This is a genomic window from Novipirellula methanifontis (assembly GCF_052161655.1).
Lineage (GTDB): Bacteria > Planctomycetota > Planctomycetia > Pirellulales > Pirellulaceae > Novipirellula.
The window spans coordinates 3307341-3322442 of sequence record NZ_CP197418.1; the positions used below are offsets into that span (position 1 = coordinate 3307341).

8 protein-coding genes are annotated in these 15102 nt (G+C 53.9%); all 8 read left to right on the forward strand.

The window, feature by feature from the left end:
- Positions 1-38: 38 nt before the first annotated feature.
- Complete coding sequence (locus SH528x_RS11815; protein WP_442510721.1) at positions 39-1634, forward strand: hypothetical protein; 1596 nt, start codon at positions 39-41, stop codon at positions 1632-1634.
- 862 nt (positions 1635-2496) lie between these two features.
- Complete coding sequence (locus SH528x_RS11820; RefSeq protein WP_442510722.1) at positions 2497-7605, forward strand: Ig-like domain-containing protein; 5109 nt, start codon at positions 2497-2499, stop codon at positions 7603-7605.
- Between the two features lie 573 nt (positions 7606-8178).
- Positions 8179-10710, forward strand: a complete 2532-nt coding sequence (locus SH528x_RS11825; RefSeq protein WP_442512112.1) for a M1 family metallopeptidase — start codon at positions 8179-8181, stop codon at positions 10708-10710.
- A 196-nt stretch (positions 10711-10906) separates the two neighbouring features.
- The gene (locus SH528x_RS11830; RefSeq protein WP_442510724.1) at positions 10907-11437 is read left to right on the forward strand and encodes a DUF6702 family protein; all 531 of its coding nucleotides are present in this window, start codon (positions 10907-10909) and stop codon (positions 11435-11437) included.
- Positions 11409-12653, forward strand: a complete 1245-nt coding sequence (locus SH528x_RS11835; protein WP_442510725.1) for a competence/damage-inducible protein A — start codon at positions 11409-11411, stop codon at positions 12651-12653. Before SH528x_RS11830 ends, SH528x_RS11835 begins: the two co-directional genes overlap by 29 nt.
- 45 nt (positions 12654-12698) lie before the next feature.
- Entirely contained in the window at positions 12699-13181 is a 483-nt protein-coding gene (locus SH528x_RS11840; protein WP_442510726.1) for a hypothetical protein, read from the forward strand.
- Between the two features lie 95 nt (positions 13182-13276).
- Complete coding sequence (locus tag SH528x_RS11845; protein ID WP_442510727.1) at positions 13277-13924, forward strand: hypothetical protein; 648 nt, start codon at positions 13277-13279, stop codon at positions 13922-13924.
- Positions 13925-14095: 171 nt separating this feature from the next.
- A complete protein-coding gene (locus SH528x_RS11850; protein ID WP_442510728.1) occupies positions 14096-15040 on the forward strand; it encodes a hypothetical protein in 945 nt (314 codons plus the stop codon).
- The last annotated feature ends 62 nt before the right edge of the window (positions 15041-15102 follow it).

Consider the following 15102-nt stretch of genomic DNA (forward strand, 5'->3'; position numbering starts at 1 on the left):
AGGCGGCGTTTGCCGCGGAGACGTTTGCAATGCACCGAATGATTCCAATAAAAGCGACCTGTTTTACTCTGTTTGCCACAGCGGTCTTTGCGTTTTGGGCTGGTATTCCCGAGGCACAAGCCCAACCGCCGCGGGTGGTTCAAGCCGACATGGACTATGCCGGAAGCGGCTATGTAACGCCGGCTGGCATGGTCCCGCCGACGATGTACAACGGCACTGTGATGCCACTGGGAATGCAGAGCGGCGTGATGCCGGTCGGCTTCAATGGCCCCGCTTGTGATAGCGGTGGCTGTGACAGTCCCTACGGCGACGGCGGCCTCTACGGCGGCATGATCGGCAGTGGCTGTGATGGCAGCTGCGGCGGCGGTTGCGATGGTGGCTGCGGTTACGGCGAAGACGAATGCGACGCCGGGATCTTCGGCGGTTGCGGTTGTGGACGCTGTCGGATGCTCGGTCGCGGCGGACTATTAGGTCGAGTCGGTGGCAATGCTACTGCTTGCGGCGGGTGTGCTCGCGAAGGATGCCCAGCTTGTGGCGGACGTACAAACCTACGCTTTCTCTGTATGTTTTGCCGTGGTGACGGCTGCGAAGCGTGTCAGTTCGTCGGCCGAGGCTATTTGCTTGGTGCAATGGGCAGCCTGCTCCCTTACCGGGATGCGGGTCGCTGTGCTCAACGCTGGTACGACCTCTCAGTCGAAGGCCTATTCCTGAGCCATAATGATGGCAATGGTAACGGCGTGCTCACGACTCAAGGCGTCAGTGGCACTCCTGTACTAAGACTTGGCGACGCGGAAAGCGACGATCTCGAAGCAGGAGTACGACTCTCGGCAGCGATGATCTTCGGTGCCGGCGGCAACATGGAATTCACCTACATGGGTGGCCAGGAGTGGGATGGACGGGCAACTGTCAACGATCCCAATGCTCAACTGTTTTCCGTGATTAGCGATTTCGGAGTCACTCCAGCAGGTGGTTTTGATGATACCGACCAATCGCTCAGCCAATCGATTGGAACGCAAAGCTCGTTCGACAGCTTTGAACTGAACTATCGTCGTCGCACCATGGGGCCATATTGCCGCTTTCAAGGTTCGTGGTTGGTGGGACTTCGCCACATCCGCTACGACGACCAGTTGATCTACTCGACTGTTGGACTTGATAACAACGGTACCGGTAACGATCGCCGCTTCTTCACGTCAAGCGACCGAAACAAGAACCGATTGTTCGGCCCTCAGGCTGGATTTGACCTTTGGTACAACGTGATGCCTGGGATCAATCTTGGATTGGGTGCAAAGGGAGCGTGGATGCAAAATGATGTCAAACGCAATTCGTTCCTCGCCTTCAACTCGGAAGCTGCCGGAGCCACACCAGGCTCGGTTAAGTTCGAGGACGGCAACCAAGAATCAACCGTGATGGGCGAATTTGAGGCGACACTACTTTATCGCCTCAGTCATTCATGGACGCTTCGCTCGGCTTACTATCTGATTGGTGTAGACGACGTTCACTTCGGAACCGTCGACGCCCAGAACATTCGCAATTTCTCGGATTCGCTCCCAGGAACGGCTCCAGGTGCCAACCGCAATCAAACGGACCAATTGGTGATCCAAGGTTTCTCGATCGGTGCCGAGTACATTTGGTAGCTAAAGCCAACCTAATGCTATCTGCAAAAATCCCGCGAATTCGTTCGCGGGATTTTTTTTGCGCACCTGAAGTAGCCATGGTGGGGGATCACCGCGTTCTGCGATTCCAGTAGGAGACTGCTGAATTAGTACATTTGCGTTTTGTAGCTACGCTCGCCAGAGCGTGGATGGTTGCCGTCCAATACAAGTCACCACCTTCTGGCGAAGGTAGCTACCAGAAACGTGCTTCACAGCGTTTGCCCAAACGGACAACGAATTCAGCAGTGTCCGTAGGGGACCGTTGAGTGCGGGCACGCCTTTGGCAGGTGGACGTATGTATCCATTTGCGGGGCGTCCCACCCGTTTTGCGTAGGCGTGGACGCCAGGAATTGGGTGGCGAAAGTCCATTTAGTCCGATTTTTCGGGGCAACCGGAACTTCCGTCGTGAATGACGCGTCCGAAGTGCACCGTTTCGTTGACACGTCTAAGGGTGCAATTAGAATCGCAACTCGTCCCTTTTCCCCTACGTCCATCTCATTCGCTTTCTCTTTCCTATTGTGACTAAGTTTCGGAATAGGAAGGCGTTCACTAAATTGCCAATGGCGCCCTATCGCAATAACCGATGCTGCTTAAAGCGCCCCCAAGCAATTTAGAGTTCCGATAGATTTAGAGTTTTGATTGTTTGATTAGTCATTTTTTGGCCCAAACAAACTATCGGCGAATCAGAATGATAGACGGCTTGCGGCGAAAAGCGGCATGACTACGACTGACGACGAATACATCCACCTCGCAGCGTCATTGATTTGACGCCCTTGGGCTGACCGCGGCAAAACCGGAATTGTCGCGTGAATCCTTTGGCAGAACGTTTGGCAAGAGACCCTCGATGATCAAACGCAGTGAATCGATCCAGGCATCGACATCTAGCGATCCCCAACCTTCCCGCGCCTCTCGAAAACGAGCCAAACGCAGTTTGGCATCGCGGGGGATGCGTAAACGAACGCTAATGCTCGAAGGCCTCGAACAACGGCAATTGATGGCGGCCGATATCCCCACGATTCCCATTGGCTCGTTGCCAACGTTCGACGCACCTCGCAACATCGGCACGGTTGCGTCGTTTTCTTATGTCGAGAAAGAAGCGATCACGTCGCTCGGCAACAACGACTTCTACACCGATGCTGAAATCATTCCTCTCGGCAATCAACCGGGCCAACGGAATACAATCGACATCAGTGGTACGTTTAACTTCGGCACCCGTCCTCCATTGGGAGGCGGATTCAATACCGACGTTGACGTTTATGGTTTCGATCTGAAAGCGGGCGATATTCTGGACATTGCGACTCAAGGGTCTGCAATTGAATACACCGTCTACTATGACAATGGTCGAATTTGGTACGGCGTCGATGATCTGCAATCGGCGGGTGTGCCAGCGAATTCGCCGATCCAAACCCTCGGCAATGCGACCTTCGCTCAGGTCATTCCGGAAGACGGACGTTATTACGTCGAAGTCGCGGCCAATGTTGGTGCTCCCGATTACAAGATCGGAATGCGAACCTATCGACCGACGTCCGAGAAGTTGCCCATTGGTGCCCAGCAAGTCATTTTCGTTGACTTCGACGGCGGAACGCTGACGCCCGACCAATACAGTGATTCGCTCGGAGGCGTTAATGGTGTGCCGATCGGTGGCATCATCCGCTACCCATCGCTGCGAGATTCGCTCCCCGATATCGGGATCGAGATTCTCAACGATGCCGCCTACAACCGCTTGGTTGCCGACACGATGGCGCAGGTCAAGCAGCATTTTGCTGACCTTGGACTCACCGGAACCAATGGCGATTACGCCAACACCGGTGTTCCTGGCGACTTTGGTGTGACAATCGTCAGTAGCGAAACTCACAACGATCCGGGTTCGAACCCCTTGGTGACTCGGATCATCGTTGGCGGAACGGCAGCGGACTTTGGTTTGCCCGCTCCGATTGCAACAGCAATTGACCTTGGAAACTTTGACCTGACCAGTATTGGTGTTGTTCAGGTTGACGCGATCAATGGCTTTGCCGCTCAGTTCCCGATCTCCAATGCGGTCAGTCAATTGGACGCAATTGCGCGACAATTGGCGGTCACGATTTCGCACGAAGCCTCGCATACGTTCGGGCTGCGGCACACCGATGGTACCAACCTCGTTGGTAACTTGATCGACGAAGGTGGTCCTCAGCAAGCCGAAGAATTCTTTGCCGGTGTTGGTAACGACGGAATTTTCGGAACCACCGACGACACGAGGATTGCCTTTACGACCGACCGCTTCTCGCGTACCGAAGGTCTCTTTGGCAGCCAGCGATCGGCCGAGACGCTTTCCCATGTACTGTCGACCGGAACCGTTGGCGGTTCGATCACTGGCCGTGTCTTTAACGACTTGAACCGCGATGGAAACGGTGCCGCCGATGGTGGATTGGCAGGCGTAACGGTATTCCTTGACGCAAACGGCAATGGTGTACTCGACTCCAGTGAAACACGCGCCGTTACTGGCGCCGATGGAAGCTACAGTCTGCCCGCGGCAACCGGCACACAGACGGTCGTTGCGATCGCTCCGTCGATTCAATTTGTTGCCAGTACTGCGACCAGCAAGCCCGTAACGACCACTGGTGCAACGGTTGGCGGTATTAACTTTGGTTTTACCAAGGTGCAATCTGACATCACCGGTACTAAGTTCAGTGATAACGATGGCGATGGCTTCCGCGATCCAGGCGAACCAGGCATCCCAGGCGTTTACATCTATCTCGACTTGGACGGCGACGATCGTCCCGATTTGGGTGAACCTAACGCGATCACGCGTGCGGATGGTTCTTACACCATAAACTTCCCAGGCCCAGGCACGTACACGATTCGCGAAGTGGTCCAAGCCGGATTTGTACAAACCTTCCCTGCGGGTGGCGAATGGACGGTTGTCTTTGATGGCTCGGCCGTCTTTGACAAAGACTTTGGCAACTTGCCATCACGCGACTTTGGTGATGCTCCGAACACCTATCTGACGACCGAAGCAGTCGGCGGTGCGGCTCACGGCATCACGACCGGTTTGACAATCGGAGCTTTGGTGGATCGTGAACTCGATGGTCAACCCAGTGTCTTAGCCGACGGTGACGACAACAACGGCGCCGATGATGAAGATGGCGTTCGTCAGGCCACACCGTTTGGTTTAGGCTCGACGGGGCAATTTGCAGTCACGGTCACTAATACCACTGGCAGCCCAGCCTACCTACAAGGTTTTGTCGACTTTGATGGCGACGGCACGTTCAATGGTGCCAACGAGCGATTGACCGAAGTTCTCATCCCGAGCGGTGTCACCGGTGCGACGCAAACCATTAGCGCTGCGGTACCAAGCAACGCGATCATCGGTTCGACTTACGCTCGATTCCGCTTGAGCCAAACACAAGGCCTAGGACCTGGTGGGTTCGCGGAGACCGGTGAAGTCGAAGACATTCGCGTTTCCATATTGCCGACCAATAGTGTCGCCAACGACGACCTCAACCTGCAAGTCTCTCGCAACAGCGCTCCGGTACGATTGAACGTGCTGGCGAATGACTTTGAAACTGCCGAAAACCCGCTGACGATCGTTTCGTTCAATAACAATGGCACCAACGGTTCGGTGCGAATCGCGGATGACGACGGCGGCCGTTCGATCTTCTACACCCCGCAAAATGGGTTCACGGGACGCGACGTCTTTACCTACACGGTTAGCGATGTCTTCAACAATCTTTACACCGCTACGGTGATTGTTGAAGTCACGTTCCAATCGAATGTTCCTATCGCAATCGATGACATTTTTAGCATTCCTCAAGGTTCTCAGAACCGCGCACTCAATGTACTCGACAATGACGTTGCGAGTCTGTCGGGTGGATTGTCCATCGCGAGTGTAACCCCCGGCAGTGCTGGCGGTACCGTCACGATCATCGGAGGCGGGCAATCGCTTCGCTATACTCCGGCCAGTAATTTTGCGGGTACCGAACAGTTCACTTACAGTGTCCAGGACGGAGCGGGATCGTCATCAAGTGCTCAGGTTACGATCAACTTGTTGCCAGGATCACAGGCCGATGATTTGGTCGATTATTCGATTGAATTCTTGGACCCGGTTAACAAGACCCCGATCACCAATCTGCAGCTAAATACGACCAACCCTGCAGCGAATCGATTTAGCGTTCGCGTGTTGGTGGACGAGCTCGACTTGGCGGGCACTCGCGACCCCGAAGGTGTGGTGTCGTCGTTCCTTGACTTGTTATACACCGACGAATTGGTGAAAACCGTCGCTAGCAGTGCCAACCCAGCCTTCCCGTTTGACATTTCCTTTGGGCCGCTGTTTAGCGGTGCAACTTTCCAACAAGGCAATGCACAAAAACCAGGTTTGATCGATGATGTTGGGGGCGTCCAAATCGTCAATAACCCAACGCCGTTTACGGGCAAGGCCGAACTGTTCACGATTACCTTTGAAGCGTTGTCACCCGGCGTTGCCGTGTTCGCGGCTGATCCAGCCGACGATGCTCGCAGCGAAACGGTCTTGCTCGGACAAGACGTTGCATTGACCCCAAGTCAGATTCGCTTCGGCAGAAGCGAATTCGTTATTTTCGCTGGTGATGGAACCTTTGTATCCGCCGTCGACGACGCTTTCATGCAAGGTGTCGACTCGGTTGGCTCAACCATTTCGGCTTCGTCGCCAACCGCCGCTCGATTGAACGTACTGAATAACGATCAATTCGCCGGTAAACAGTTGCAAGAATTTGGTGTGGTTGTTCAGCCGCAAAACGGCACGATCACTGTTAATAACAACAACACGCCAAGTGATCTGAATGACGATTACTTCAATTATCGTCCGACCAACAATCCTACCGCGTCTGGGTTTGACCAGTTCACTTACGTGATTGTTACCAACGAAGGTATCCGCAGCACCGCACAAGTAACCTTGGCGTACGGCAACGCGAATGCGGATGACGAAGTGCGGATCGGATTGAACCTTGTCAACGCAGGCGGCCAACCGATCAGCAGCAGCCAAATTCGCGTCGGTGATCGCTTCGGTGTCCAGGTCGACCTCGAAGACTTGCGGAACGACAGCACGTTTGTCTTCGCAGGCTTCTTGGACATGCTGTACGATTCGGCCTCGATCCGTCCTGCGAACACCAATCTGGCCGACCGCTACAACTTTGATGTGACTTTCGCAGCAAACTACAATGCGTCTGCGGGAGTTGGGACGGCATCCCGTTTGGGAATCATTGACGAATTCGGAACGGTCACGACGCAAACCAATGCGAGTGACAGCAACTTCCCAAGCTTGAACCCAGGCCGTATGGCGACGGTGTTCTTCGACGCGATCGCGCCGGGATCGAGCATCATCGCGGCGTCGCCAGCCGATGCATCGATAGCCCAAGCCACGTTGCTGTTCCGCGAAAACGCTCCAGTGCCCGTATCGCAAATTCGTTACGAGGCGTTGAACATCACGGTCGGGGCGAGTGGCCAAGGCGAATCGCCTTTGCAAAACACGCGACTTCCTGCTGACGTGAACAATGACGGCCAAGTGACACCGATCGATGCATTGCATGTGATCAACGAGATGGCTCGCTTCTTGCCATCCTCTGGCGAAGGGGAAGCGGTGCTTTCCAGCCCCTTCTATGTCGATGTCAACGGTGACCGTGCAGTGACGGCACTCGATGCATTGCAAGTCATCAACGAACTGAGTCGTCGCGTTCAACCGGTCGGTAACAGTGGGGAAGGCGAAGCTCAACCCGTTGCCACTGCACTGCTTGTAAACACCGCTGCCAATGAAGATGCGGAACCCGTATCCGATTCGGTGTTTGCCGAGTTGTCTAACACTGGTACCCGAGTTATTTCGGTCGATACACCGACGAACTCGCAAACCGCCAATGTAGCGATCGCGGGCGACATCGCCAGCGACGACAAAGATGACGACGTGCTTGATCTGCTCGCCGACGATTTGGCTGGTTTGCTTAGCTAAGCTCGGCCATCAAATTTGGTAACGCTCGCAAACGCGAGCCGCCCGTTTACAGCAAGACAAGACGTTCGAATTAGATCGGGCGTCGTGCGCTGGGCTGCTAAATCATCGGTGTTGTCGTGATTTTTAGTTGCGATGGTTTTCTGCCACCTCTCCACCAACTTCGGAGACTGCTGATTAGGTTAGCCGTTTTGGCGCTAGCCACGGTTTCGACAGCATCCAACCGGGGCTAACGCCCAAACGTAACGCTGTGAAGCATTTAGAGCCGGCAAATTACGGCATTTACGATTTGTAGCTACGCTCGCCAGAGCGTGGATGGTTGCCGGCCAATACGAATCACCACCTTCTGGCGAAGGTAGCTACGAGAAAATGCTTCACAGCGTTGGCCCAAACGGCTAACGGGATTTCACCCAATGAATCCTGCCTAACTGCTTAGCGATTGACTTGGTTGAACAAATTATCGCACCCCCGCCTCAAATCTCGGCAAGCTAGTTAAACTAGGTCGAAATCGTCCAGCTGATTCCTCGCCACCACGACCTTGCTGCAGTGAAAAACATCACGAACGTTCAGTCCTCCCTGACGCGAATTGCTTTTCTGTTCGCATTTTTGCTTGCCGGTGGACTCGTCGCCGAAGCCCAGTTCCTGCCGAATCCGAAGCACAGCGATGCGACGGATCGGTTCTTCCAGCTTGATTCTTGGCTGCCAACTCCGACGACCACGCGGACGGCGTCGGGGGCCCCCGGTCCCGGTTACTGGCAACAGCGTGCCGATTACGACATCGACGTCACGTTGGATGACGAAAACCAAAGTATCCGCGGCACTGTGGTGATCGACTATCACAATCAATCGCCCCATCCACTGTCGTACGTGTGGCTACAGTTGGACCAGAATATTTTCATGCCCGACTCGGACGCGGTCAGCACCGCGCCAGCGCCGTCGATGCATCCGCGAGTCGAGTTTAATGCGATTCGTTCGCTGCTTGCTCGTTCTACCTTCGAAGGCGGCTACCGCATCAAGTCTGTGACCGACGGCGAGGATCAGCCAATTCCGTACACCATCGTGAAAACGATGATGCGAGTCGATCTGCCTGAACCGCTCGCAGCAAACGCATCGACCACGCTGAAAATCAAGTACCGCTACAACGTCGTCGACAGCAAAATCATACGCGCTCGCAGCGGGTACGAATTTTTCGAGAAAGACGAAAACTACATCTACGAAATTGCACAGTGGTATCCACGCGTCGTCGCCTACACGGACTACACCGGTTGGCAACACAAACAATTCTTGGGACGTGGTGAGTTCACGCTCGAGCTGGGTGATTTTGATGTTCGCATCACTGTGCCGAGCGACATGGTGGTTTCGGCCACGGGTGAGTTAGCAAACAGCGACGATGTGCTAAAGCCCGAGTGGATCGAACGACTCGAAACATCTCGCTCCGCTGAGAAACCTGTCTACATCATCACGCCCGAAGAGGCGAAAGCGAACGAAACGAGTCGCGCTAAGGGAACCAAGACTTGGGTATTCCAAGCCAAAGAGGTTCGCGACTTTGCCTTTGCCGCGAGCCGCAAATTCATTTGGGACTCGATGGGAGTGAAGATCGAAGACCGCACCGTGATGGCGATGTCGTATTATCCCAACGAGGGCAATCCGTTGTGGAGCACCTATTCGACCGAAGCGATCGCTCACACGATTGAGGTCTATGGGCGTTATGCTTTTCCCTATCCGTATCCTGTCGCGATCAGCGTCAACGGTCCGGTGTATGGGATGGAGTATCCGATGATTTGCTTCAACGGACCGCGTCCCGAAGACGACGGGACTTACAGCAAAGCGACCAAGTATGGATTGATTTCGGTGATCATTCACGAAGTCGGCCACAACTTCTTTCCCATGATCGTCAACAGCGATGAACGACAATGGACGTGGATGGACGAAGGTCTCAATACGTTCTTGCAATATTTAACCGAACAAGAATGGGAAGACGATTATCCGTCGGGTCGTGGCGAGCCCGCCAAGATGGTGCCCTACATGAAGGGCGGCGGACAACGTCCGATCATGACCGGCAGCGAAGAGATTTTGAGTTTCGGCAACAACGCGTATGGCAAACCGGCCACTGCACTTAACATTCTGCGTGAAACAATCATGGGACGCGAATTGTTCGATTTTGCTTTCCGTGAATATGCGTTGCGATGGCGTTTTAAACGTCCCACGCCTGCGGATTTTTTCCGCACGATGGAAGATGCTTCGGGTATCGATCTGGATTGGTTTTGGCGTGGTTGGTTTTACAGTACCGATCATGTCGACATCGCGATTAGCGACGTGCGGCTATACCAAATTGACAGCGGCGATCCAGAAGTTAACGCTGAGATCAAACGTCAAGAACGTGACAAAAAAGAACCTACGATCTCAAAAGATCGCAGCACCGAATTACCTCGGCGAATCGATCTGCAACCGGGATTGAAGGACTTTTACAACAGCCCCGATTACGACGAACACAAAGTTGAGGAGTCGGATCGCAAGGCTTATCAAAAATTCCTGGACGGTCTCGAATCGGACGAACGGTCGCTATTGCGTCGCAAAACGAACTTCTATGTCGTCACGTTCAAGAATGTCGGTGGCTTGGTGATGCCGATCATCGTTCGCGTGCACTACGCCGACAACACAAGCGAGACCGTGACGATTCCGGCTCAGATTTGGCGCAGCAATTCCAAACAAGTCGACAAGCTGTTTGTCACTGAAAAAGAGATTGCTCGCTTGCAGCTGGATCCAAAACAGCAGACCGCCGACGCCGAAGAATCGAACAACTATTGGCCTCCGAGACTGGTTCCGAGTCGCTTCAAGTTGTTTAAGAGCGAGAAGAGCAAGAATCCGATGCAAAAGGCGTTGAAGCCCGACGTCGATACGTCCGAAGCCGACAAGGACAGCGACAAGCAGAGCGACAATGAGAAATCGGATGACAAAAAAAGAGACGACAAGGACGGAAAACCTGAGGTGAAAACGGATACGAAATCATCGCAGGATTCGTCGAGTGAAAAGGCCGACGAAACGAAGTCCAGCAAATCGCCTAACTCGCGGTCCAAAGCCTCGCCTCGTAAAAAGCCGTCTGCCTAAGTTCATTTCCACCCGATTGTCGTTGATCGCTCCGCGATCATGACGTTGGATCGCAAAGGACGTTGATTCTAATATTGAGGTAGCGAAACTCGTGCGTGAGTTTCGGTCATCTCAAAAAACGAAAGTCTTGACGACTTCCGCTACAATCAAATGTGTCACTCATTTCCCAATCGGTTCTCTACGGTTCGAATTTGTCATGTTCCATGCACTGCTTGTCCTGCTGATGATGCACCCGGTCCATGAAACCGTCAGCGAAGTCCAGTGGAATCGCGAAACCAAACGTTTCGAGATCGCTCTAAGGCTTCATATCCTCGACCAACAATGGATCGAAAATCAAGCGGACAAGACGCAAGGGATCGAAGACGTTGCGGTTCGTTACTTGAACAAGACGTTTCGGATCCGCCCGATCCGTGACACGAAAGCCGAGACGAATAAAGATTCCAAGCCATCGAAAGCGAAAATCCACTGGGTGGGACGCAGCGATGAAGGGTCTCATGTTTGGTGGTATTTCGAAGTGGAACCGGTTTTGCCCAAGAGTGCGGCAGCGAGCAAGGAACCGAAGTTCGAGATCGAGCAGCGAATGTTTTTCGAACGTCATGAGGGGTTCCGCAATCGCGTAATCTTGAGTGGGGAACTGTCCAAAACGGCGATCACCCTTACAATCGAGCGTCCAACCGCACCCTTGGAAGAATCGATTGATGAGCACGAACGGCAACCCCGCGAATAAACAATCCCCGCTCAAGCTGACGGCGGAAGTGATCTCCATTGGCGATGAGATGACCAGCGGGGCGCGGCTGGATACAAATTCTCAGTGGCTCAGTCAGCGGCTTGGCGAGTTAGGTATCGAGGTTCGATTCCAAACCACGGTCGGCGACATGTTGCGTGACAATATTGACGTGTTCAATATTGCCGCCGAGCGTGTCGACATCGTTATCTGTAGCGGTGGACTGGGGCCGACCCAAGACGATCTGACGCGTGAAGCCCTTGCCGAGGTTGTGGATGAGCCGCTCGAGTTTCGTCAGCAGGCAATGGACCATATCGAAAGTTTGTTCGGAGCACGCAAACGGCCGATGCCCGAGCGGAATCGCGTCCAAGCGATGTTCCCCAAGTCCAGCCAAATCATTCCGAATCCGCAAGGGACCGCGCCCGGAATTGACTTGATCATCGACCGAGGGCACTCCACAAAGTGCCGCGTTTTCGCCTTGCCCGGCGTGCCAGCGGAAATGAAGGTAATGTTCAACGAGACCGTTTCGCGTCAGATCGCGGAGCTTTCGGGCGGTGGCAACGTGATTTTCCACCACGTGATGAAATTTTTTGGCGCCGGCGAAAGTGATATGGAATCGCGGTTGGGCGACATGATCGCGCGAGATCGTCAACCTCGCGTCGGCATCACCGTTAGCGACGCCACCATTTCGCTGCGAATCACCGCGACGGCAGATTCGCTGCAGCGATGTACCGAACAAATTGCCAGTACGAAAACGGAGATCCTGAATCGGGTTGGCGACCTGTACTTTGGGGATGGCGAAAATTACGAACAATATCACGCAATCGATTCGATGCTGCGTTCCCGCCGCGAATCGCTGGCGGTCATCGAGCTCGGGTTTGCAGCCCCCTTGGGCAATTGGTTCGCCTCGCTTGGCGACACCCCGGCATTCCGTGGTGGGTTGTCGCTGGCGTCGATGCCAGGCGACTCGCTTGACGATATGAAAATTCGGCTGGATTCTGATTGGTTGCTGGTTGTCGACGCCTATCCCGCCATTCCTAGTGACTTGGTTGGGCATGTTCCGCCTGCGGATGTCCGGTTCATCATTGTCGCTCCGAACGGAAACCAGCACAGCCACACGATCCACATCGGCGGGCACCCCGAAATCTTACAGCCCCGGATCGGAAAAGCGGCGATGGCGTGGCTGCGAAGTGTGGTCTCAGGATCGCGGACAGCATAGGATAGTGATCATGCTTCCCCCCCTCACAACATTGCGAGTGTAACCATGTCACGACTGATTGCGGCCTTCTGTTTTGCTGGGATGTTGATCACGCTGTCAAACATTAGCGTTTTGGCTGATGAGCCGGCGACAAATGAAAAGGAAACATCGAAAGCGGAATCACGCGGCGAGCGAATTGCGGATTACTTAACCGGAGCCAAATTCGTTGGAAAGTTCACGGTCGATGGCAAAGAAGACGCCTCGCCGAAAACCGAAGAGTACACGATTAGCAAGTGTGAAAAATTAGCCGACAAAGACATGTATCGTTTAACCGCTCGCATCAAATATGGCGACGTCGATAGCGAAATTCCTATGGATTTGCCGATCTTGTTCGCCGGCAACACTCCGGTGATCACACTCAATTCATTGAGCCTGCCTGGGATGGGAACGTTTAGTGCTCGCGTTTTGATTCACGAGGGGCGCTATTCGGGAACTTGGCAACATGACAAAGTCGGTGGCCATCTGTTTGGCAAGATTGTCAAAGAGTAACCCCACCGCGATGTGCGGGCAGACTACAATCAGCCCACCTGTTAATGCACAAGTGCTTTCCTTCCTCGACGCTCCCCACCCTAAGAGTACTCACCATGCTGCGCTGCGTTACAAGTTTTGCATTTACGTTGTTGTTGGCCACCTGTGCCGTTGGTGAAGAGCCAGCCGACACTGTTTTCACCGACGATTTCGAGAAAGGCCATGATCGCTGGGAATTGCTCGATCCGGACACCTGGAAACTTTCGACTAACGATGGCAATTCGACGATCGAAATCACGAAGCGAGAAAGCAATTACAAGCCGCCGGTTCGCAGCCCAGGCCACGTCGCCCTGATCCGCGATTTGGAACTCGGAAGTTTTGAAATTACCTTTCGCGTCCGCAGTACCAAAGACACCGGCAACCATCGGGACTGCTGCGTGTTCTTTAATTACCAAGATGACCAGCACTTCTATTACGTGCATCTTGGCGCGAAACCGGATCCTCACAGCGGTCAAATCATGATCGTCAAGGAAGCTCCCCGCTTGGCACTGACGAAAAATGAGAGCTTAACCCCGTGGGATGACCAATGGCACAATGTGCGTGTCGTGCGTGATGTCACCTCCGGAAAAATCGACGTGTTTTTTGATGACATGACGAAGCCCCACATGACGGTCACCGATATGACCTTCAAAAAAGGGCGAATCGGGCTGGGATCGTTTGACGACCTGAACGAATTCGACGATGTCGTGGTTCGCCGTCTGTAGGCCTAGGATCCCCCCATTCTGCATAAAGTGCGGGATTTGCATGATTTGGACGACGCCCCTAGGGAGCGTCGTTTGTCGGTTTCCCCAATAGCCACTATCCTTGATTGTAGAAATACAATTCGCCAATCCCGCGCGGTCGGAAACTCGGCTGAAATAAAGGGCCTATTAATAATGAATCGGATCCACCAATCGAAACTCGTTCGTCATGCGATAACGCTTGCCGTTTTGCTGACGGCTAGTTTTCTCGTGGGCGTTGCTACTCTGGTCGCCCAAGTGGTGGCGGAACCGCCCGCCGAGCAAGAGACCAAAGCCAAGGCTGCCGAGTCGGAAGCCGCCTATATCCGCGTCGCAGAAACCGACGCTGGGAAGCCACGAGCGCTGCAAACAGCGATTGTGCGTTATGTTGGCGAGCCTAATACGCCTTATGCGGGCCGCGTTGTCGACCTCGTTGGCGTTGTCCATATCGGGCAAAGCGAATACTACGCCGAGTTAGGCAAACGGCTGTCAAAATACGATACGGTGCTTTACGAACTCGTGGCCCCCGATGGCACACGATTTCGTCCCGAAGATCTGAAGAATCGCCAATCCATTTTGTCTTCGATGCAAACTGGAATGAAAGACATGTTGGGACTGGAATACCAGCTAGAAAAGATCGACTACATGTCCAAGAACTTCCGTCATGCCGACATGAGTCCCGAAGAATTTGTCGAAGACCTGAGCCGACGTGGTGATAGTGTTTGGAAGATGGGGGCGAGAATGATGGGCGCGGGACTCGCATCACAGGCCGCAGCGGGTGGCGAAGCGGGAATGCTGATGGCACTGTTCAGCGACGACCGTGCAATGCACCTGAAACAAATGATGTCGCGGCAAATGGTCGATATCGATTCGGTCACCGCCGGACTCGATGATGCGAATGGTGAAAACACGTTGATCAAAGGGCGTAATGCCAAGGCGTTCGAAGTGCTCCGCGAAGAGCTCGATGCCGGCAAGAAAAAGATCGCTGTATTTTATGGCGCCGGACATCTTCCTGATATGGCCGAGCGAATGGTAAAGGATTTTCAAATGAAAGAGACCACGACCACTTGGCTCGATGGCTGGGATTTGACCCGCAATTAGGAATGAGTGCCAAGCCTCGGTTCATTTCTTCATTCGAGACGTGATGTTCACGACGTCACGCT

Bases quoted from the DNA above. Each gene is read 5' to 3' on its own strand.
- SH528x_RS11830 (WP_442510724.1), top strand. From the start codon at position 10,907: ATGTTCCATGCACTGCTTGTCCTGCTGATGATGCACCCGGTCCATGAA.
- SH528x_RS11845 (WP_442510727.1), top strand. From the start codon at position 13,277: ATGCTGCGCTGCGTTACAAGTTTTGCATTTACGTTGTTGTTGGCCACC.
- SH528x_RS11820 (WP_442510722.1), top strand. From the start codon at position 2,497: ATGATCAAACGCAGTGAATCGATCCAGGCATCGACATCTAGCGATCCC.
- SH528x_RS11815 (WP_442510721.1), top strand. From the start codon at position 39: ATGATTCCAATAAAAGCGACCTGTTTTACTCTGTTTGCCACAGCGGTC.
- SH528x_RS11835 (WP_442510725.1), top strand. From the start codon at position 11,409: ATGAGCACGAACGGCAACCCCGCGAATAAACAATCCCCGCTCAAGCTG.
- SH528x_RS11840 (WP_442510726.1), top strand. From the start codon at position 12,699: ATGTCACGACTGATTGCGGCCTTCTGTTTTGCTGGGATGTTGATCACG.
- SH528x_RS11850 (WP_442510728.1), top strand. From the start codon at position 14,096: ATGAATCGGATCCACCAATCGAAACTCGTTCGTCATGCGATAACGCTT.